This is a genomic window from Glutamicibacter sp. NPDC087661 (genome assembly GCF_044743275.1).
Lineage (GTDB): Bacteria > Actinomycetota > Actinomycetes > Actinomycetales > Micrococcaceae > Glutamicibacter.
Genome location: NZ_JBIUWE010000001.1, coordinates 46,730 through 66,622 on the forward strand (window position 1 = coordinate 46,730; position 19,893 = coordinate 66,622).

A 19,893-nucleotide genomic window follows, 5' to 3' on the forward strand; every position below is an offset into this window, starting at 1 on the left:
GCCATGCTGATTTCATCCAAACAACGACATAGTTTCTGGTTACCTCTTCCAGCCACTGAATAGTGATGTTAGGTTAGTGCCACGGATCTAGTCGCACCGCGGCCAAGGGTCGCGTGCGGAAGGGAGTCAGCATGGCACTACGCGCGGATTCTAATGGAATCGACGCTTCGCTCTATCGGAGAAACGGCTCGTGGAGCACAGCTCTCGTGGATGCATCGTTGGGAACCACTGCCGCCCAGGAAGCAGCAGACCGGCTTCCGGACGAGGTAGCCAAGCTGCTCAAGAGCCAGCAGGCGCAGCCCAGCGATGTCCAAGCACTGATCGGCGCACTGGAGCCAGCCCAGGGACTGCGAGCACCAGTAGCACGGTTCGTAGCTGTTCATGACGGCGAAATCGTCCTGAACGAAGTCATCCCAGGCCTCAAGGTCCAAACTTCATCGGTTGATGTGGGTCCGTTCCCGAACTTCACGGCGCTGGCCCGCGCCCGTGGCGGATCGTTCTCCTACCTCGTAGCTGAAGTCAGCAAGGACGGAGGCGAGGTGCACCTCTACAATACGGCGTCACCTGAACGCCTGGGCAGCCGTGGCATCGTCGGGTTGCCCGAGGAAATCCACCATGCACGCAAGGTGCCCGGGGAATACGACCAGCCCAAGGCGCAGGCCGCCGCCGATGAGATGGCTCGTCGAAACGCTGACGAAGTTGCCGAGCTGATCAGTGAAATGTCCAACGAGAACTACGTCCGCCTGATCATTCTTTCGGGCGACATCAAGGCTCGTGAACTAGTGCTCGGGGCAGTGCCCGTGGCGCTCAAGGACTATGTAGAAGTCATCGACTCGCATACGCGCACCGGGGGTGCGGACACCAAGCAAGTCGATGCCCAAATCACCAAGCTTGTAGAGGAAGTGAAAGCCAAGTCCCTGGCTGAATTGGAATCGAAGATCGCTGCGCAGTCCGGCAACGGCAAAGCGCAGCTTGCTGTCGGTCTCGATGAAGTTGTCACTGCGCTCCAATCGGCGCAAGCCGAAATGGTGCTGGTTGGACAGTACCAAAGCGAGCATACCCTTCGCGCCTTGAGCGCCGAACCATGGATTGCCCATCAGGACGGAGATGACCATGCAGAGTTGGTCGTCGGGGAATGGCCGGCGCCAGAAGTGCTCCTGCGGGCCACTGCGCTGACCGATGCCAGCATTCGCTATGTACCGGATTCGGTGATTCCTGGCGGTGCAGGAATCGCAGCCTTGCTGCGCTGGGCCAAATCCTGAACAGTTCATTAAAAGAAACGATCCGCACAGGAAATCCTGCGCGGATCGTTTTTTGCGTTCCAGCTATCTGGTGCCTAGCGATCTGACGGGCCGGCTGCCGGGGGAGCCGGTGGGGAAACATCTGAACCGTGATCGGAGTTCTGCTGCTGTCCAGGCTGGTAGGCCGGAGGAGCCCAGTAGGCCTGGCTAGGGTGAACCGGTGGCTGGTTCATCTGCCAAGGCTGCAGCATCGGACGGCGCTCTGCTGCTGGAATCGGGCCTGCCGTACGCGCAATGCCTTGCCTGTCTGCCAGCTTCACCAGCACGAAGGTCAATAGGGCCATGAAGCACACCGAGAAGACCAGCGAGACCGGGTTGGATTCCGTGGCGTTCAGATCAACTACGCCCATTGCACCGAGCAGGAACAAGAAGGTGTTGTTGATGATGTGCATCGCCATCGCTGCTTCAAGCCCACCGGTGCGCCAGGTCAGATAGCCTGCCGCGATAGCGAACGCCGCCACATCGAGAAGCCCCCAGACATCGTAGAGATGGCCGATGGTGAAGAAGGGAACTGGAAGCAGGATGGCGAACAGTGGATGCTTCAGCCAGCTGCCGATGACCTGCATGAACGCGCCACGGAAAACAAGCTCTTCAGCTGCGCACTGGAAGGGCGTCAAGAGGATCACCAGCAGGGCATAGAACAGCGGATCGGCCGGCAGGCTGCTCGCCGGCACGGGTTCGGACTCGCCAATGCCCAAGGCGCCCAACCCGAAACTCAGCCCGAAATACACTGCGAACAAGATGGCGCTGGCACCCAACACCAGGCCGAACCAGCGCCAGCGCAATTTGCCGGCGACCGATATCAGCAAGCCGACAGGCTTGGGTCCGATGAGCAAGTAGGCGAGGTAGACCGCCGGGATCATGATGATCAGGGAGACCATGGTCATCGAGAAGTCCGTCGCCGTGGCCATGTTCAGGGTTGGATCCATGAGGAACTGATCGGGAGCCTCATCTGGATTCTCCGCAGCCCACGTCAGCGGGTTCATGATCAGTGCAATGAACATCGCCAGTATGGCGATGAGCAATGCCGCGCCGTAGAAGCCAATGCCGATGCCGGTGAACGCCAGCGGCCTCCACCAGCGGTAGTTCTCACTGCGTCTCATTAGGCGATGGAACGAATAGTTCATCTCAACCTCGGCGCCTTGCGGCAAGGGTGGCTGGTTCATTGGCAAGCTCATGGCTCAATTCTCCCGTTCCGCAGTGTTTGAAGGTATGAACCTTACGGAGGATTTATCGGGTCATCCTTTTGAATATCCAGGACCAGCTCTTCGCAACGCGGTCGGCATCCAAGGCAAACTCCAATGGGCTAGCTCTTACACTGGGAAAGAACGATTCGCCTTCTTTGATTTGGAGCAGCACCACGTGGGCCATCATCACCATGACGAACCGATTTTGCAGGATCCCCGGCGCCGGCGGCGTGCCTCGATCATCTTATGGGCGCTGCTTGCGCCTATCGGCGCCCTGGCCCTGGTCATGGTCATCTTGTTGTGGCCGCAAGGCAACTACGACAAGTTTGCCCTGAATGGAGCCATGGACACTACCGGTGGCGCAACGATGGAAGTGGGCACTGTCACGCGCAGCACAGTCCAGGACTGCCCGTCTTCCCAAGGGTTGGAAGAAGTTGGTGGCAAGGTTCTCGAATGCCAAGTCACCTACGTGATGCCCGAATCCGGAGGCGCGGAGATCCAATTGGAAATCCCACCGGAAATGCTGCAATCACGTGATGCGCGCGCGGGCGACAGCATTCGATACCTTGATCTCTCCGCGGTGGACACCACCAGCGGCAGCCCGTACGTATTCGTTGACTTCGTGCGCACTTTGCCCATGGCACTGCTGGCCATCGCCTATGGCGTGGTCGTGGTGCTGGTCGCCGGATGGCGCGGCACGCGGGCGATGATCGGCTTGGTCGGTGGCATCGCCTTCATGATCATCTTCATGGTTCCGGCCTTGCTTGAAGGCGGCAATCCGGTCCTGGTGGGACTCACCGGTTCTACCGCCATCATGTTTGTCGCGTTGTATTTCGCCCATGGTCTGAACGCGAAAACATCCACAGCGCTGCTGGGAACGCTCTTTGGCCTGGCGGTGACCGCGGCGATGGTGCTTTGGTTGACCGATGCGGCCGCTTTGACTGGAGCCAACGATGAATCGGCAATCACCCTATCGACGGTGGCCCCGCAAATTTCCCTGCCCGGCTTGCTGATCTGCGGCGTGCTGGTTGGCGGCATGGGTGTGCTCAATGACGTGACAATTACCCAGTCGGCAACCGTCTGGGAACTGGCAGAGAGCACGCCCAAGGCCTCGGCCAGGGAACTGTTCTTCCGCGGCATGCGCATCGGCCGGGACCATATCGCTTCGACCGTATACACCATCGCCTTCGCCTACGCCGGTGCGGCCCTGCCGGTGCTGGCCATTGCGGCGCTGAGCAACCAGAGTTTCGGGGTCACCCTCGGCTCCGGCGCCATGGCTGAAGAGGTCATCCGAATCCTGATTGGTTCCATCGGATTGGTATTGGCGATCCCGGTAACCACCGCCATTGCAGTGATGGTGGTGAAAGCTACCGGCACCGGTGGTGCCCACGGCAAGCGGGCTTTGCAGAGTGTAACCTCCGACTCCTAGGTGCGAACCATTCTCATATGTAATGTAGAATAGTTCTCAATAGCGATCCGATTTAGATGGAGACCACCATGAAGAACTACCGCTCGCTGCTCGCAGCTGCCGTCGCCCTGCCCGCTGCCGGACTGATCCTTGCCGGATGCGGTAGCGCCACGGGAAGCGAATCGAAGGACGCGGAATCTGCAGGGATCAGCGTAGTGGCCACGACGAACGTCTACGGACAGATCGCCCGTGCCATTGGTGGAGATAGCGTGGAGGTCAGCGAGATCATCACTTCGGCCGCACAGGATCCGCACTCCTATGAGCCAACCGCACGCGACAAGCTTGCGATATCCAGCGCGGACCTGGTCCTTGCCAATGGTGGCGGATATGACCAATTCATGGACTCTCTCGTTTCTTCGCTACCGGAAGGCAAGTCTGGAGAGATCACGCTCATGCACGCTGTGGACTCCTCGCCGGTAGCTGCGGAATCCGAAGAGGCCGGGCATGAGGGCGAAAGCGCTGAGGAGCATGCGCAGCACGCTGATGAGGGCGGCCATGAGGGCGAAAGCGCTGAGGAGCATGCGCAGCACGCTGATGAGGGCGGCCATGAGGGCCACGACCACGCGGGCTACAACGAGCACATCTGGTACGACCTGGATTCCATGGGTGAACTTGCTGATGCACTGGCCGAGTCCTTCGCCAAGGCCGATACCGCCAACGCGGATCAGTACAAGCAGAACGCAGCAGCCTTCAACGAAGGGATCGGGAAACTCGAAGCCCAGCTCGAAACCGCCAAGCTGGATGGCAAGAGCTTCATGATGACCGAGCCGGTTCCATTCCACTTGCTGGAAGCAGCCGGCATGGAGAACACCACTCCTGAAGGGCTGAGCGAAGCCATCGAAGAGGGCGAGGGCATTGCGCCGATGACCATGAAGAAGGCTGAAGGCAAGCTCGTTGCTGGCGACGCTGACATGCTTGCCTACAACGTGCAGACCGAAGGCAGCGAAACCAAGGCGCTGAAGAAGAACGCTGAGCGGGGACAGGTACCTGTAGTCGACTTTGCAGAAACCATTCAGGATGATTCCAGCTACCTCGAATGGATGGAATCCAACATTTCCGACTTGGCTTCCGCAATCAACGGCTAAACCTACGTAAACTAAATGCATGGCATTGTTCTCTTCCCAGATAACGCAAGCGACAGGTAAAGCACGCTCCCTCATTGCGGAGCGGTCTGTTCGAGCGGAGATCGCTCACTCGGACCGGGGAATCGAGCAAGCCGACCATGTGCTTTTCTTCGCCGAGGGGCCCGGGCAGTTCTACCAGCTCGGAGTCTGGCTGGGTACCTTCGAGCGACTGGCTGCCCAGGGTCTCAACGTCGGCGTGGTGCTCATGGACGCACTAAGTGCACGACACGCGCTGGCAGAGTCGAACCTGCCGATATTGTTCTCGCGTTCCATGGAGCAGATCGAGAATAAGCTGAGCGAGTGGAATACCAAATCCATCAACTACGTGAACAACGCCCAGCGGAACTTCACGATGCTGCGCTTCAACGGACCGGCGCATATTCACTTGAACCACGGTGAGAGCGAAAAGGCCTCCATGGTCTCCAACCAGCTCAAAGCCTACGATTTCGCCTGCGTGGCTGGTGCTGCCGCGGTAGAGCGCATCACCGAGAACATCTCCCGTTTCGACCCATCGCATCTGGTGCAGATCGGACGCCCGCAGCTCGATGAACTGGAATTGCCCGGCCCTTCGGAGAAGATCCGGGTTCTCTACGCACCGACTTGGGAGGGCGACTCGCAAGCCATGGCGTACTCCTCGGTGGCTACTTTGGGCGAGAGAATTCTAGCCCAGCTGAGCAACGATGAGCGTTTCGAAGTACGTTTCCGTCCTCATCCGAAGACCGGTGATGTGTCCGCAGAGGCAAAAAAGGCCGTGGTAAGCCTGAAAAGCAACTACGCTGCCACCGTGGATGCGCTCAGCGACGCGGCGCAGTCCTTGGTGTGGGCGGATGTGGCCATCTGCGACACCTCGGCGATGGCCTATGACGCGGTAGCGCTCAACATCCCGCTGCTGCTGGCCGGAGACCCCCAAAGCAAGCTCCATTCAGGGTTGCCATTGGACCAGCGGCTGGGCAACGCCAACGGACTGGCGCAGCGGGTTGCGGATCTTGCCGCATCCTCGGTTGCCGGGGCGCAAAAACAGCTGGCACAGTACTTCTTTGCCACCACAGAACCCGGGGTGGCTACGAAGAAGCTGAGCCAGCTGCTTTCGAGCCTCTAGCCTTCTGGGCCTAGCGCTGCTTGAAGACCGTATCCTGCCATTCGCGATGGGCCGCGGGATCATGGGAGATCATCACATGCTTGACATTGGTGTACTCATCGAAGGAATACTGGCTCATGTCCTTGCCCATCCCCGAAGCCTTGTAGCCTCCATGCGGCATATCGGAAACGATCAGGATATGCTCGTTGATCCACACGCAACCGGCCTGGATTTCGGCGCTGGCACGCATCGCGCGGTCAACGTTCTTGGTCCATGCGCTCGCCGCCAGGCCATACGGGGTGTCGTTGGCCAATTCGATGGCTTCGTCATCGGTATCGAACGCCAACGCCACCAGGACCGGGCCGAAGACTTCCTGCTGCACGATCTCTGAATCCTGCGCAGCTCCCACCACCAGGGTAGGACGGTAGAACCAGCCATCGCCCGGAAGCTGCTTGCCACCGGCAAGCACCGTTGCTCCGGCATCCTTGGCACGCTCAACCATCGAGGAAACCTTCTGCAGGTGGGCTTCGCTGATCATCGAACCCATGTCGGTATCGGGATCGGTCGGATCTCCCACCACCATGGCCTCCATCAGTTCGGCCACCTTGCTGGTGAACTTCTCGAAGACCGAGGAATGCACGTACGCGCGCGTGGCGGCGGTGCAATCCTGTCCGGAATTGATCGTCGAGCCGGCCACCGCACCATGTGCGGCAGCTTCGATATCGGCATCATCGAAGACCACCATCGGCGCCTTGCCGCCGAGTTCAAGATGAACCCGGGTACCGGTCTCGGCCGCCATGGACATGATCTTCAGGCCCACGGCGGTAGAGCCGGTGAACGAAGTCATCTTCACCAGCTTGTGGCGCACCAAGGGCGAGCCAACGCTGGGCCCGTCGCCAACGACAATGTTGATCACGCCGTCCGGCAACCCGGCATCCTTGGCGGCCCGGGCAAAGAGCACCGAGGTGCCCGGGGTCAGCTCGCTGGGCTTGAGCACAATCGTATTGCCGGCGGCAATCGCTGGCAGGACCTTCCACGCAGCCATCTGCAGCGGGTAGTTCCACGGGCTGATCGAACCGATCACGCCGATAGCTTCACGGCGAACCATCGAGGTGGTGTTGCCCGCGTAGTCCCCGGCGGCCAATCCCTGCAAATTGCGTGCAGCGCCAGCAAAGAAATTCACGTTGTCGATGGAACCGGGCACATCGAATTGGGTCGACATGCGGATGCTCTTGCCGGTCTGAGCGGTTTCCAGGGCGGCGATTTCATCGGCATGCTTTTCCAGTTCGCGAGCGAATGCCAGCAGGTGGTCGGCCCGTTCGCCCGGGGTCAGCCGGGACCAGGTCTTGAAGGCGCCGGCGGCCGCCTGCACCGCCTGGTCAACCTGCTCGCCGGTCGCGGTATCCACGTCCAGCAGCTTCTTTCCGGTGGCTGGATTCGCGCGCTCCAGCACCGGGCCGTGCCCGCGGACCTGCTGGCCATTGATGAACTGGTGTCCAAGGGAACTATCGTAGTAGGCCATGTGAATTCTCCTAGGGGGATTCAGAGGGTGAAATAGATCTTGCGCAGGGTTTCGGTGACGATCCAACGGGTTCTCATGCCCGCATGGAGCCGGACAACGCTGCCTGGAACCAGCACCAGTTCTTGGGCACCGAAACCTTCGGTTTCCAGAATCTGCACCGTCGCGCACCCGGCAAGCACCACGAAGTACTCGTCCGCTTCAATATCCTGCATGGCGCCGCGGGACATCTCCCAGACGCCGATTTCTGCATCCCCGAGGGTGCCCAGCTCGCGGTAGCCTGCGGTTGCGGATGCCTGACCGGCGACCACCTGCTCGTCGCCGATGGCAACATGCTTGACCTCAAGGGCATCGGCTTGGACGATGCCGGCTTGAAGTATTCTTCCAGGCATCAGGAATCGAACCCCATTCCGATCTTATCCATCAGCTTCAAGAAGGCCGAGCGCTCGCCTCGATTGCGATCGGCCTTGACCAGCTGGCTTGTCATCAGGTTCACGCCCACCCATGCGGCAGGTTCCGGCGGGAATGGGATCGGCTTGGTACGCACCAGTTCCAATTCGGTCAGCTCGGTCTTCTGGCCCGAGAGCAGATCCAGCATGACCCTTGCACCGAAACGGGTAGCGCCGACACCGAGGCCGGTGAAGCCTGCACAGTAGGCGACCTTGCCGCCGTAGGCCAGATCGAAGAAGGAGAAGAAGCGGGAGCAGGTATCAATGGCGCCACCCCACGCATGAGAGAACTTCACCTGTGAGAGGTCCGGGAAGCTGCCGAAGAAATGCGCGGCGAGCTTCTCGAAGGTCTGCTGGTTGGTGTCGTAGCTGGAGCGGACCTTGCCCCCGAAGTGGTAGACCGCGTCGTAGCCGCCGTAGAGAATGCGGAAGTTCCCTTCGGCGTCGATGGTTGGGCGGGCATAGTGGAACCGGTTGTTCAGGTCGGCCAAGCCCACCATGTTCTCCCAGCCGATGGCCGCGCGCTGCTGCGCAGTGAGCGGCTCAGTCATCAGCGCGTAGTCGTATACCGGCACAATTCGGGAGCGGTGGCGCTTGAGCAGAGACGGGAAAACATTGGTTGCCAGGGCCACATGCTTGGCGGTGATCTGCCCGTCGGCGGTCAGCACCTGGACCTGCGTGCCGGCATTGTTCATCTCCACGGCGTGGGTATGCTCGTAGAACTCGACGCCTAGCTCGCTGCAGACGCGGGCAAGTTCCCAGACCAGCTTGGCGGGGTGGACCAGCGCGGTTGAGTCATGGTCACGGGCGCCGGCCAAGAAGTCTGGCGAATTGACCAGTTGCCTTACCGCGCCGGCATCGAGGTAGTCGACACCCGGTGCCTCAGCTTCCTCGGCCACCCACGCAATCTGATGCTGTTCGGTGGCCACGCTGAGCGCGCCCTCGCGGACGAAGTCCACGTCCATTGCATAGCGGCGCACCGTCGCTTCGAACTCGTCGAGGTTCTTCCTGCCGAGCTCCGCAAGCAGCGCATTTTCCTTGGGCAGATGGTTTTCTCCGTTGGCCTCGCCATGGACCAGGGAGGCTTCGCAGAAGCCGCCATTGCGCCCGGAAGCAGCCCAGCCCAAGCGCTGGCCCTCGATCAGTACGACCCTTCGGCCGGGGTTCTGCTCCTTGGCTTGGAGCGCGGTCCACAATCCGGTGTAGCCGCCGCCGATAATCAGCAAGTCGGTGGTGAGCGAGCCATGCAGCGCCGGGTGGGGTGCGGGGCGGTGCTCATGATCCAGCCAGTAGCTGGTGCGCTTGGCGCCGGCCAATGCTCGGGAGATCAGGGTGGGCGAGACTTCGGCTTCATGCCTGTCAAAAGTCAGGTCATTGGTGCTGTTCATTGGTTCTTTCCTCGAAGGTAGCGGGTTCGGCAGGCGCTATCGAGGCAGGGGAACGACCAGTGGTCCGTGCGGCTTTGCCGTCTGCTGGGCACCGGGGATGCCAGTTGAGTGCCAATCGGCGGCCAAGGCTATCCCTCTTCTCGGAAAGATGAATACAAATTGAATGTGATTCATTACTCATCTAAGCCTGCGCCGCTCGGGGTTGTCAAGGTCCCGAAGCCAAGCCGAAACCCGGCCTTCGAAACAGCAAAGCACTGCTTCGAAGACCGGGCCTGGTCATGCGGGAACCGCGACCGGTTTGCCGCTAGTGAATTGATGCGCCCGTCCCGGGAAATGGCGGCTGAGCCAAGCCGCGCCGAACATCAGGAGGAATTCGGCGGCCGCAACTCCCAGCATCACCGGTGCATGCTGGGCGCCGTGCGCAGCGTGGGACGCGTGATGGCCGCCAAACCACGGCATGCCGATCACCATCGCCACATGGGAGGTGCCCATGAGCGCGCTCATCACCAGCAGGCGCAGGGGAGAACCGCCGCGCAGCACGCACCAGGAGCATTTGATGCACCACAAGGTCATGGCAAGCAATGCCAGGTTCCACCACAAGGAGTGCGGCATCAGTGCCAGAACCAGCAGGTGGGTTGCGGCCAGGCCCAGCGAAGCGGCTCCCAGGGCAATGTGTCCGGCCGGCACCCTGGCCGCGTGGCTAGTCGCCGCTGCCACAGCAACCGTCTGATTCCTTGGTGGCGCAGCAGCCGTGCTGGACCGGGGCTGGAACATCAAGGACAGGGGAGCGGTCGAAGAAGCCCTCGGGACGGATGGTGAAGCCAACGGTGTCCACAGGCATCATCGGCCAGTCCTCGGTCCGCGGGAAGTGGGTCAACGCGAAGGTGTGCCACAGGCTGATCTGCTCGCCGTCGATGTTCTTGTCGTCCTCGATCCACGAGCCAATGCCGTCAACGCCCGGGTTCTGGTTCACGAAGTCACCGGTTGGATAGCGGTGGCCGTCCTCCCGCTTGGTCACCCACAGGGCCTTGGAGGCGAATTCTGCGCGACGATGGATGGAGGATCCTTCGGCGGCCAGCAGGGTCGGCAGTCCCTGGGACATCAGCTTGTAGCCCACCGGCTTGCCGAGGTAGTTCTTCGAATCCGGGTTGGTCACCACCCAAGTGCGGCCGGCGGTCGGATTGCTATCGCGTACTGCCTGCTTCTCGGTAGCCAGCACCGTGTGGCTGCGGGTGAAGGCGTTGCCCCGGGGGTTCTCCTTGCTGATGGGCAGGCGCACGGCTTCTTCTTCGATGACGCGGCTGGGTCCGCCGTCCAGGGCGAAGTCCAGCCGGGCGCCGAAGATGTGCTGGTGGAAGGGCGCGCCCAGGCCAGGCGCCATTTCCGAGGAGTAGCGCTCGTCGAGCATGGCCGAGGTGAACACGATGCCGGTGGCCTTGGCCTCGAATTCGATGGTGCCGTCCAGGTACAGGTACCAGTAGAAGCCGTAGTCGTAGTTGCCCACGGTAGTGAAGAAGCTGATCACCAGGCGGCGGTTGCGGCGCGTGTACTTCACGCCTGACCAGTCATCGGCGTGCTTGGAGAGGATCGAGGCGTCTTCCTCGTGCATGCAGATGCCGTTGGTGATCTTCTGCGCATTGCCATCGGCGTCGGTGACCACAGGGGAGATGTAGTGGATTTCGCCCAGGCAGTCGCAGCCCAGCTCCAGCGAGTTGGCCAGGCGCCCGATCAGGTACTCGCCGGTGTCGAAGTAGTTCTGCCAGCTGCGCACCGGGGAAGGGTCCCCGTAGGGGACTACCATTTCCGCGATGGACGCACGATCCAGGATGCGGCGTTCGGTGCCCCGATCGTTGAAGGCGATGTTGTAGAGCACCAGCCCTTCGCGCATGTCGAAACCGATATCCAGCGACCATTTCTCCCACTCGACGTGGTTGCCTGCGCTGACCGTGAAGCTGGCGCCCTCAGGCTGGGTGATCTCGATGGGCTTCTGGGTGGTGCGCACCGGGCCAGTGAGTTCCGGATCCGTGTAGTTGCCGTGGGTTTCGGGCACAGGGATGACTTCCAGGTCCAGCAGCTGGTCGATCTTTCCGGCGATGGTGTCAATGTAAACCACCAGTCCATCAACGGGATGGGCCCAGGCGGAGTCTTCGGCGAAATCCTGGCGGAAGGCCAGGCCGCGCAGGATGCGGCGCCCGGCTTCTTGCGGGTACTCGTCCTCGTAGACACCTGCGGAGAGCGGGGCAACGCGCACCTGTTCTGGCGTCAGATTGCGCTTGGCCAGAGCGGCCGCCCACTGCGGATCGGCAACCAGGATGGCCTCCACCATTTCGAATTCCTCCAGCAGCACGGGCATCTGCCCCACCTTGGCCGGATCCAGGTCGATTCGGGAGTGCACGGCCTGCGCGCCCAAGTCCAGGACGACGTCCTTGGGTGAGTTGGCCAGCTTGTCCATGAGCATGACGCGGACAAAACGTCCGGGGCGGTCAGCGCGTGGATCTTCCAGGCCCATGTAGGCGATGCGGGTGTTCTCGGTGAAAAGCTGGTGGCTGACCAGCAATTCCTTGGCGGTGGCAATCTCTGCTTCGCTGAGCAGGGTGAAATCCGTGGTGGTGGTGATTGGCATGGGAGTGGCTCCTTCGGCACTGAAGTGTGATCTGCGGCATTTATTATTCTCTAGTTGTAGAGAATACGGACGGGGCCAATGTGACGCAAGCCCTTGCCTGAAATAAATTGTTTTTCGCTAATCTTGAATCATGCCGAAAATCGTGGACCATGATCAGCGTCGCCGGGAGATTGTCGAAGTCACTTGGCGATTCATTGCCCGCGAAGGCATCGAGAAGCTGAATCTGCGTGACTTGGCGGCCGCAGCCGGCTATTCGAATGGCGCCTTCAAGCCCTACTTCCCGACGCGCGATTCGCTGCTGGTTGCCACGTTCCGCTACGTGGCCGAGGCTACCGACCGGCGCATCGCCCGCATGTGCCAGGGGCAAGCCGGGCTGGGTGCGCTGGAGGCGTTCTCGCGCGAAGTGCTCCCGCTTGATGAGCTGCGGCGCAATGAAGCCCGCATTGCTGTGCACTTCTGGCATCTGGCCCTCGGGGACCGTGCGCTGGCTGCGGTCAATGCGCAAACCATGGACCGGTGGCGCGAGCTCATCGACCAGTGGCTTGGGCAGCTGCTGGGTCCGGAGCATCCCGCGGCGCGTGTTGCCCGCGACTCGATGATCAATTTCCTGATGGGCGCTCAGGCCAGCAGCGTGCTCGATGAAGCTGTCAACACCGCCGAGTCGCTCGAAGCGCAGCTGCAATACCGCCTGGATGCCTTGCGCCGCCTGCACCCCCAGAGCTAGGCGGATATTCTCCGCGCGAAGAAAATAGTGACTTTTCGCCTCGCTCGGCGTACTCTCATTCGTGATGCCCGACACAGTTGATGGGCTTCAATGGGGAGGCAAGCATGTACCAACTTCAGCACGTCGATTCGTTCACCGCGTGGTCGCGGCTCATTTCCGACGCCTTCGTCAGGCTGCAAAGCGAGCAGATTTCCAGCGGCCATTTCACCGCCACACTGGGTGCCAGTATGCTCGGCGATATCGGTTTGATGCGCATACATGCCAAACCCCACGCAGTGCAACGAACCGAGAACCTCACCTCCAGCGGCGACGGGGATTTCTACAAGGTCTCCTACCAGCTCGATGGCTACGGGCTGCTGATCCAAGACGGTCGCGAGACCCTGCTGGCCCCAGGGGACCTGGCGATCTATGACACGCAGCGCCCCTATACCCTGGCCTTTGAAAAGCCGGCGTCGGTGCTCGTCGCATTGGTTCCCCATGGTCTTTTCCGCCTGTCCCAGCAACAGGTCGGCCAGCTCACCGCCGTCGCCCTGAGGCAAACCCACCCGCTATCGGGAACCGTCGCCCCGCTGCTGCGCCATCTTGGCGCCAATCTGTCCCAATGGGATGAATTCGGCGGCTACCAGCTGGCGCGCAATACCGTGGACCTGCTGGCAACTGCCCTGGGCGGGGCGCTTGGCGCCGAGTGCCATGGCGATGCCAAGGAGCGGCAGCGCGAATTGGCCACCAGCTACATCGGCGCACACCTGGATGATCCCGACCTGGGACCTGCACGCATCGCTGCCGCCCACTTCATGTCCGTGCGCAGCCTGCACGCGCTTTTCGAGAACCAGCCGCTCAGTGTTGCCGCATTGATCCGCCATCTGCGGATGCACGAAGCCGCGCGCCTGCTGCGCGACCCGCTGCTGGCCGAACTGCCCGTCCAAGCCATCGGGTCCCGGGTCGGGATTGCCGATGCGGCCGGATTCAGCCGCATGTTCTCCAAGGAATTCGGTTCCACCCCGGGCAAATACCGCTGCGCCGGCTGAGGCGCAGGACACTCTTGTGCACGCGGAGCCAATGGTCCTGCACTCAATGCCAAGGACAAGCCCGAGCACTTGGGCGATGCTGATATCCAAGCACTCGGCAAATGGGGGATCGAATGGGACTCGAACAACGCACACTGACGGTGCCGGCTCTGGTCGTGATGATCATTGCCGCCAGCGCACCGCTAACCGCCGTGGCTGGCGGCGTGACTACCAACTACGCGGTGACCGGCATGGAATCCGTGCCGTTGTCCTTCCTCATGGTCGGTGCCATCCTGCTGGTTTTCAGCATCGGCTACACCGCGATGAGCCGCTACATCCCGAACGCCGGCGCCTTCTACGCCTACATTGCCCAGGGGCTGGGACGGGCATTGGGCGTGGGAGCGGCAATGGTCGCCCTGGTCAGCTACAACCTCATGCAGATCGGCATCTACGGCATGTTCGGATTCGCCGCGGCATCCTTTGCCAATGCCTCCTTCGGCACCGCCATCCCATGGTGGGCCATGGCCCTGGCCGCGTGGGCAGTTGTCGGCTTCCTGGGCATGAACCGGGTCGACTTCTCCGTCAAGATCCTGGGCATCGTCGTGGCCGCAGAATTCCTCGTGGTCATCATCTACAACATCATGGCCTTCGTGCTGGCTCCCGAAGCGCCGCAGCCGGCCGCATCCTTCAACATGGCTGACGCCATCGCACCGGGCATGGGCGCCGTCATGGCCTTCACCATCGCCGCTTTCATGGGCTTCGAATCCGGAACCATCTACAACGAAGAGGTCAAGGATCCAGCACGCACCGCCCGGCGTGCCACGATGATCGCGGTCGTCATCATCGCCTGCTTCTACGCGTTTTCGGCCTTCGCCGTAGCTGTCGGCGAAGGCGCCTCGAACGTCATCGGCGCTTCGGCACAATTCGGCCCCGACCTGATTTTCGCGTTCTTCGGCGCCAACGCGCCAGCCTGGTTCGTCGATCTGGCCAACATCCTGTTCATCACCAGCCTGTTCGCCGCGCTGCTGGCCTTCCACAACGTCATTGCCCGCTACTTCTACTCCATGGGCCGCGGCGGGGCGCTGCCGAAGTTCCTTGCCGCAACTTCGCGCACCACCCACGCCCCCGTTGCAGGCTCGCTGGCGCAGTCCACCCTCGGACTGGCGGTTATCGCCGTCTTCGCGGTGATCTCGCATGGCAAGGATCCGATGTATGTCGTGTTCACGATGTTCACCTGGATGACCAACTCGGCGGCCTACGGGCTGGTGCTGCTCATGGCACTGACCTCTTTTGCCGTCATCGGATACTTCAAGGCGAACCGCAGCGGAGAATCCCTGATAACCCGGGTGATCGCTCCGCTGGTCTCGGGCATCGCCCTGGTCTATGTCTTCGCCCAAATCGTCATCAACTTCGAAATCTTGCTTGGCATGGCAGAACCGGGAATGCTCGGTTATGTGCTGCAAGGCATCGTGATCCTGCCTGGCCTCATCGCATGGGTGCTGGCACTGGTCATCCGCTCGTCCAAACGGCGTGCACCGATGGCCGAAAAACTTCCCGTCACCTAACAACTCAGTACCAAGGAGCTCAAAGATGGCTTACGCAAACGCCCAAGAACTGCTGGATGCGATCCAGCCCGCAACCGGTGGCACCGAAATCCTGGACCCGGCAACCGGTGAACTGGTTGGCTGTGTTGCCGAGCAGACTGCCGCCGATCTCGACGCGGCCGTTGCCGCCGCAAAGTCCGCCCAGCCGGCCTGGGATGCCTTGGGCCACGAAGAGCGCAACCGCGTGCTCAATGCGGCCGCGGACAATATCGAAGCCAACGCGGAAGCGCTCGCCGAGCTGCTCTCCCGTGAGCAGGGCAAGCCGCTGAACGGGCCGAATGCGCGCTTCGAGGTCGGGGGAGCAGCCGCCTGGCTGCGCGCCGCCACCGCTTATGAAATCGAGCCGGAAGTGGTCGTGGATGACGGCGAAACCTATGCAGCCAAGCACTTCCGCGCACTGGGTGTAGTGGGCGCCATCGGCCCGTGGAACTGGCCCATGATGATCTCCATCTGGCAGCTGGCCCCGAGCTTGCGCATGGGCAACACCGTGGTGATGAAGCCCAGCGAATACACCCCGCTCTCGGTCCTGGCCCTGGTCCACGTGCTCAACGAAGTGCTGCCAGCAGACGTGCTGAAGATCGTGGCTGGCGGACGCGAGGTCGGCGAGAGGCTCTCGGGCCATCCGGATATCGCCAAGATCATGTTCACCGGCTCCACCCGCACCGGCAAGGCCATCATCCGCTCCTCGGCCGATACCGTGAAGCGCCTGACCATGGAATTGGGCGGCAACGACGCCGGCATCGTGCTCGAAGACGCCGATCCGCAGGCCATCGCCGAAGACCTGTTCTGGGGTGCCTTCATCAACACCGGCCAGACCTGTGCCGCGCTCAAGCGCCTGTACGTGCCCGAATCGATCTACGACGCGGTGTGCGATGCACTGGCCGGCGTCGCCGCGCAGATGCCCATGGGTGTCGGCCTCGACGAGAACAACGTGCTGGGCCCGCTGCAGAACAAGGCCCAGTACGACATCGTCGCTTCCCTGGTCAAGGATGCCGTGGATTCCGGCGCCAAGGTGCTGCTCGGTGCCAACCCCGATGAAAACGCGGCCGGCTACTTCTACCCGACCACGCTCATTGCCGACATCGACCCGGGCAACCCGCTGGTGGTCGAGGAGCAGTTCGGCCCGGCCCTGCCGATCATCAAGGTCAAGGACACGGCCGAAGCGATCAAGCACGCCAATGCCCTGGAAGTCGGGCTCGGAGCCTCGGTATGGAGCAGCAACCGCGAGAAGGCACTAGAAGTCGCGGCGCAGATCCAAGCAGGCACCGTGTGGATCAACTCGCACGGCACCATCGACCCGCGCATTCCATTTGGCGGCGCCAAGCAGTCCGGCTACGGCCTGGAATTCGGTATTGACGGCTTGAAGTCCCTGGCTCAGCCGCAGATCATCAAGGGCTGACGGAGACTGCGTTCGCCAGCATTCCCCGGCGGTGCCCGGTGCCTATCCAGGCATCGGGCACCGCCCATTTGCGTGCGAAGGCTAGTTGATGATCTCGGCAGTGGGGTCATCGGTGATCCTTGCGATGCGTTCACGCCAGCTTTGCAAGGCTTCGGGCGACAGCCGGGTCCAATCGTGGACTTCACGGATCACCCGTACAGGATGCGCACTGCGGTAGGAACGCGTGGGATTGCCCGGGAATTTCTTGTCGGTGACATTCGGGTCATCTTCATACGCCCCGGTCGGTTCCACTTCATAGACATGGGCGGTCCCCTCCAGGGCCGCAATTTCGGCGGCCAACCCCGCGCCATCGGCAAGTGCGGTGAAGTAGATGTGGTTCATGATGATTTCCGGACGATAGTTCGAGGGAAAACCGGGGGACAGCAGATCCCCGGGGTGCAGCGCGGCTTTGGTGCCGTGGAAGAACGGGCCGTCATCAAGTTCGTTGCTCATAGGCCAAGACGATAGTCGCCATTGCCGGTTCATGAAAGGATCGGCCGCGTATCGCCACGTATATTGGGAAGTGAACCGACGACAGTATTTGGAGAGCAACGCGTGCCTATTTTGAACAAGGACATGACCCTGTGCATTTCGTTATCTGGTCGACCATCTAATATCGGCACCCGGTTCCATAATTACCTGTATGAAGAACTCGGGCTGAACTTCATCTACAAGGCCTTCTCGACCGAAGACCTCGCTGGTGCCATCGCTGGGGTCCGGGCCTTGGGCATTCGTGGCTGTTCGGTATCCATGCCGTTCAAGGAAGGCGTGATGAACATGGTCGATGAGATTGAGCCTTCGGCCAAGGCAATCGACTCGGTGAACACCATCGTGAATACCAACGGGCGACTGGTTGCTTCAAATACCGACTTCGAGGCGATCGCGACGCTCATCGAACGCCACCAGCTGGATCCTGAAAGTTCCGTGCTTGTCCGAGGCTCCGGAGGAATGGCCAAGGCCGTCGTGGCTGCCTTCCGCGAAGCCGGATTCAACGACCTGACGGTGCTGGCACGTAACGAAGTTTCCGGCCAAGCCTTAGCTGACAAATACGGTTACCGATTTACCAGTGCTGACCCGGCTCCAGGACACGAGATTCTTGTGAACGTAACGCCGCTGGGCATGGACGGAGCCCAGTCTGAGGAGCACGCATTTAGCACCCAGCAGATTGAAGCCGCACGAACCGTCTTCGACGTGGTGGCTTTCCCAAGTGAAACACCATTGATCCGCGCAACACGAACTGCTGGCAAGCAGGTGATTACCGGGGCAGAAGTCATCGCCCTGCAGGCCGCGGCGCAGTTTCAGAAGTACACCGGCCACGCACTAAGTGAAGAGCAGGTATTGCGTGCCTCAGAATTCTCCCGGGAATCCTGAAGCCCCGAATATCAGTACGCGCCCTAGTTGGCGGTATTCACCTGGCTTATGATGTTCTTTCCACGAAAAAATACCATCAGCAGGACGAAGAACGCGATCGGCAAGAGCACGATCAATCCCATGGATAGCAACTGGAAGAATTGTGTGTTCAATGCAATTCCATTCGTGATCGGTACACCGTTCTCGGGCATGTAGTCGGCGTACCTTGCAGGCCTGGATGTCGCCCACAAGATGAAGAACCGGAAGATGAATGCACCTGCCGCGGTGATGGCGAGCGAGGGAAGCAGAAGTGACTGGTTGTCGGCACTTGTGCGCCTTATTTGGCATATACGGGCGAAGACCGATTAGTGCCGAAGCGCCTAGACCCAGCGTGAGGATCTGCAATAACCACGAATGAGCCATGACGAAAGACAAAGCCATCATCGCAATGCTCAGTGCAGTCAGGATTCTGATCTTCGACAGGAAAGTTCTAGACATGATCCGAACCTACCTTGTTAAAGGAAGAAAACCAGCCCCGGCAACTGAACACGGGTGATAGGTATGCCAAGGGCCCGGCACTTTCGTGCCGGGCCCTGTTGCTGGTGAGCTGCTAACCGCGCAGCACGACCTCGACTTCTTCCATCTGCTGGCCGGCAGGGTACTGGCCGTTGAACAGTTTCGAACCTGCCTCGGTGAGCACCGCCGAGAAGCGGGTCTTGACCAGGCCGAAAGCGTTCGAAACGCTGGTTTCGGTGAGCTCGGCAATGGCAACGCGTTCGCCGGCTTCGTCGATCGTGAGGCTGATGTTCTCGTCATGGTTCACGATGCGCGGTTCAAAGAGATCCAGCTTCATCATGCCGCCGTGCCCGGAGAAGGACACACGCCCGTTGAACCAGATTTCGTTTTCCGGTACCTCTGCAGCGGGGGAGACGGGGAACGCCAACGCGTTGCCTGCCTGCCATACCCCGTTGGCAGCTTCAATGCGTCCGTCGGCGAGGGAAGAAATATAGCTCACGAACGAGGTTTTCAGACCCCATTCAAGATGCGGCTGGAACGGATCGCCTGCTGGCGCACCACTTCCGGTCATTGTCTTTTCCCTCCACAGGATATCGGCGTGAAAATATGTTGTGGCCAGTATTTCATACTGGAGTTGGATCATGGCGACAGTTCTCTGCCAGCTAATCCAGCGTCATCTTGGGTTCAACTAGTGGACGGTAGGCAGACTGCATCGAGATCTGGGCATCCACGTAGCTGGTACCGTCGGCAAAGGCGATATCTGCTGTTGCCCACGACCCGTTCCAGTACTTGATCTCCAACTCGGTCGGCGAATATTCCTTCTGGACGTTCGCCTCGAGGTTGCTCATCGCGGTGTTGTAGCCGGTGATGCCCATGACCAGGCAGATGGCCGTTGCCACCACAGCAATATCGGCAGAAATGAACTCGGTGCGGATGGATGCGCGTCGCGCATAAGTCTGCTCCCCGTCACGCAGGCGCGTGAAGCCCTTGCGGCGGATCAGGGCGTGGATGATCAAGGGCAACCCGATCAGCAAGAAGATCACAGAAGCGGCCAGCGACACGAGAGGAAGGCTGAATTCCACCGGTAGATACTCATCCATGTATTTACCCTACCCAT

Annotated in this window: 19 protein-coding genes; 9 read left to right on the forward strand and 10 right to left on the reverse strand. The window is 60.8% G+C overall.

The features are described from left to right. The first annotated feature begins 131 nt into the window (after positions 1-131). Entirely contained in the window at positions 132-1,262 is a 1,131-nt protein-coding gene (locus ACIOTN_RS00215) for a hypothetical protein (RefSeq protein ID WP_286134138.1), read from the forward strand. A 74-nt stretch (positions 1,263-1,336) separates the two neighbouring features. Here the strand turns inward: ACIOTN_RS00215 and ACIOTN_RS00220 are convergent, their stop codons facing one another. Continuing rightward, positions 1,337-2,404: a CPBP family intramembrane glutamic endopeptidase gene (locus ACIOTN_RS00220; protein WP_166650705.1), complete on the reverse strand. Its 1,068-nt coding sequence runs from the start codon at positions 2,402-2,404 to the stop codon at positions 1,337-1,339. Positions 2,405-2,663: 259 nt separating this feature from the next. Here ACIOTN_RS00220 and ACIOTN_RS00225 point away from each other — a divergent pair, with 259 nt between their 5' ends. From ACIOTN_RS00225 to ACIOTN_RS00235, 3 genes are all read left to right on the forward strand, one after another. After that, positions 2,664-3,917 carry a YibE/F family protein gene (locus tag ACIOTN_RS00225; protein ID WP_105657068.1) on the forward strand — a complete coding sequence of 418 codons (1,254 nt, stop codon included), beginning with the start codon at positions 2,664-2,666 and terminating at the stop codon, positions 3,915-3,917. A gap of 68 nt (positions 3,918-3,985) precedes the next feature. Beyond that, on the forward strand, positions 3,986-5,041 hold the full coding sequence (locus ACIOTN_RS00230) for a metal ABC transporter solute-binding protein, Zn/Mn family (protein ID WP_402734678.1): 1,056 nt from the start codon (positions 3,986-3,988) through the stop codon (positions 5,039-5,041). Between the two features lie 139 nt (positions 5,042-5,180). Beyond that, positions 5,181-6,179, forward strand: a complete 999-nt coding sequence (locus ACIOTN_RS00235) for a CDP-glycerol glycerophosphotransferase family protein (RefSeq protein WP_105657066.1) — start codon at positions 5,181-5,183, stop codon at positions 6,177-6,179. Positions 6,180-6,189: 10 nt separating this feature from the next. Here ACIOTN_RS00235 and ACIOTN_RS00240 read toward each other — a convergent pair whose 3' ends face one another. The 5 genes from ACIOTN_RS00240 to ACIOTN_RS00260 all read right to left on the reverse strand — a co-directional run bounded on the left by ACIOTN_RS00240 (position 6,190) and on the right by ACIOTN_RS00260 (position 12,137). Further along, entirely contained in the window at positions 6,190-7,680 is a 1,491-nt protein-coding gene (locus ACIOTN_RS00240) for a gamma-aminobutyraldehyde dehydrogenase (RefSeq protein WP_105657065.1), read from the reverse strand. A gap of 20 nt (positions 7,681-7,700) precedes the next feature. Then, positions 7,701-8,069, reverse strand: a complete 369-nt coding sequence (locus tag ACIOTN_RS00245; RefSeq protein ID WP_105657064.1) for a cupin domain-containing protein — start codon at positions 8,067-8,069, stop codon at positions 7,701-7,703. Further along, positions 8,069-9,514, reverse strand: a complete 1,446-nt coding sequence (locus tag ACIOTN_RS00250) for an FAD-binding oxidoreductase (protein ID WP_105657063.1) — start codon at positions 9,512-9,514, stop codon at positions 8,069-8,071. Before ACIOTN_RS00250 ends, ACIOTN_RS00245 begins: the two co-directional genes overlap by 1 nt. Positions 9,515-9,790: 276 nt before the next feature. Beyond that, positions 9,791-10,231 carry a hypothetical protein gene (locus tag ACIOTN_RS00255; protein WP_105657062.1) on the reverse strand — a complete coding sequence of 147 codons (441 nt, stop codon included), beginning with the start codon at positions 10,229-10,231 and terminating at the stop codon, positions 9,791-9,793. After that, positions 10,215-12,137: a primary-amine oxidase gene (locus ACIOTN_RS00260; RefSeq protein WP_105657061.1), complete on the reverse strand. Its 1,923-nt coding sequence runs from the start codon at positions 12,135-12,137 to the stop codon at positions 10,215-10,217. Before ACIOTN_RS00260 ends, ACIOTN_RS00255 begins: the two co-directional genes overlap by 17 nt. Positions 12,138-12,267: 130 nt before the next feature. On the opposite strand from ACIOTN_RS00260, the gene ACIOTN_RS00265 reads away from it, so the two are divergent. From ACIOTN_RS00265 to ACIOTN_RS00280, 4 genes are all read left to right on the forward strand, one after another. Then, complete coding sequence (locus tag ACIOTN_RS00265; RefSeq protein ID WP_105657060.1) at positions 12,268-12,861, forward strand: TetR/AcrR family transcriptional regulator; 594 nt, start codon at positions 12,268-12,270, stop codon at positions 12,859-12,861. Between the two features lie 104 nt (positions 12,862-12,965). Then, positions 12,966-13,889, forward strand: a complete 924-nt coding sequence (locus ACIOTN_RS00270) for a helix-turn-helix domain-containing protein (RefSeq protein ID WP_402734679.1) — start codon at positions 12,966-12,968, stop codon at positions 13,887-13,889. A gap of 113 nt (positions 13,890-14,002) precedes the next feature. Next, positions 14,003-15,433, forward strand: coding sequence for an APC family permease (locus ACIOTN_RS00275; RefSeq protein WP_133833525.1), 1,431 nt, complete (start codon positions 14,003-14,005; stop codon positions 15,431-15,433). 25 nt (positions 15,434-15,458) lie between these two features. After that, complete coding sequence (locus tag ACIOTN_RS00280) at positions 15,459-16,871, forward strand: aldehyde dehydrogenase family protein (RefSeq protein WP_332498503.1); 1,413 nt, start codon at positions 15,459-15,461, stop codon at positions 16,869-16,871. Between the two features lie 81 nt (positions 16,872-16,952). On the opposite strand, the gene arr is transcribed toward ACIOTN_RS00280, so the two are convergent. Further along, positions 16,953-17,363 (reverse strand): NAD(+)--rifampin ADP-ribosyltransferase, encoded by a 411-nt coding sequence (arr, locus tag ACIOTN_RS00285; protein WP_133833527.1) that lies wholly within the window; start codon positions 17,361-17,363, stop codon positions 16,953-16,955. A 102-nt stretch (positions 17,364-17,465) separates the two neighbouring features. Here arr and ACIOTN_RS00290 point away from each other — a divergent pair, with 102 nt between their 5' ends. After that, positions 17,466-18,281 (forward strand): shikimate 5-dehydrogenase, encoded by an 816-nt coding sequence (locus ACIOTN_RS00290; RefSeq protein WP_365943155.1) that lies wholly within the window; start codon positions 17,466-17,468, stop codon positions 18,279-18,281. On the opposite strand, the gene ACIOTN_RS00295 is transcribed toward ACIOTN_RS00290, so the two are convergent. The 3 genes from ACIOTN_RS00295 to ACIOTN_RS00305 form a co-directional block, all read right to left on the reverse strand. Beyond that, on the reverse strand, positions 18,258-18,758 hold the full coding sequence (locus tag ACIOTN_RS00295) for a hypothetical protein (protein WP_402734680.1): 501 nt from the start codon (positions 18,756-18,758) through the stop codon (positions 18,258-18,260). The two genes, ACIOTN_RS00290 and ACIOTN_RS00295, sit on opposite strands and share 24 nt — an antisense overlap. A 112-nt stretch (positions 18,759-18,870) precedes the next feature. Beyond that, positions 18,871-19,347 (reverse strand): HtaA domain-containing protein, encoded by a 477-nt coding sequence (locus tag ACIOTN_RS00300; protein WP_286134134.1) that lies wholly within the window; start codon positions 19,345-19,347, stop codon positions 18,871-18,873. Between the two features lie 91 nt (positions 19,348-19,438). Then, the gene (locus ACIOTN_RS00305) at positions 19,439-19,876 is read right to left on the reverse strand and encodes a hypothetical protein (protein ID WP_402734681.1); all 438 of its coding nucleotides are present in this window, start codon (positions 19,874-19,876) and stop codon (positions 19,439-19,441) included. Between the last annotated feature and the right edge of the window lie 17 nt (positions 19,877-19,893).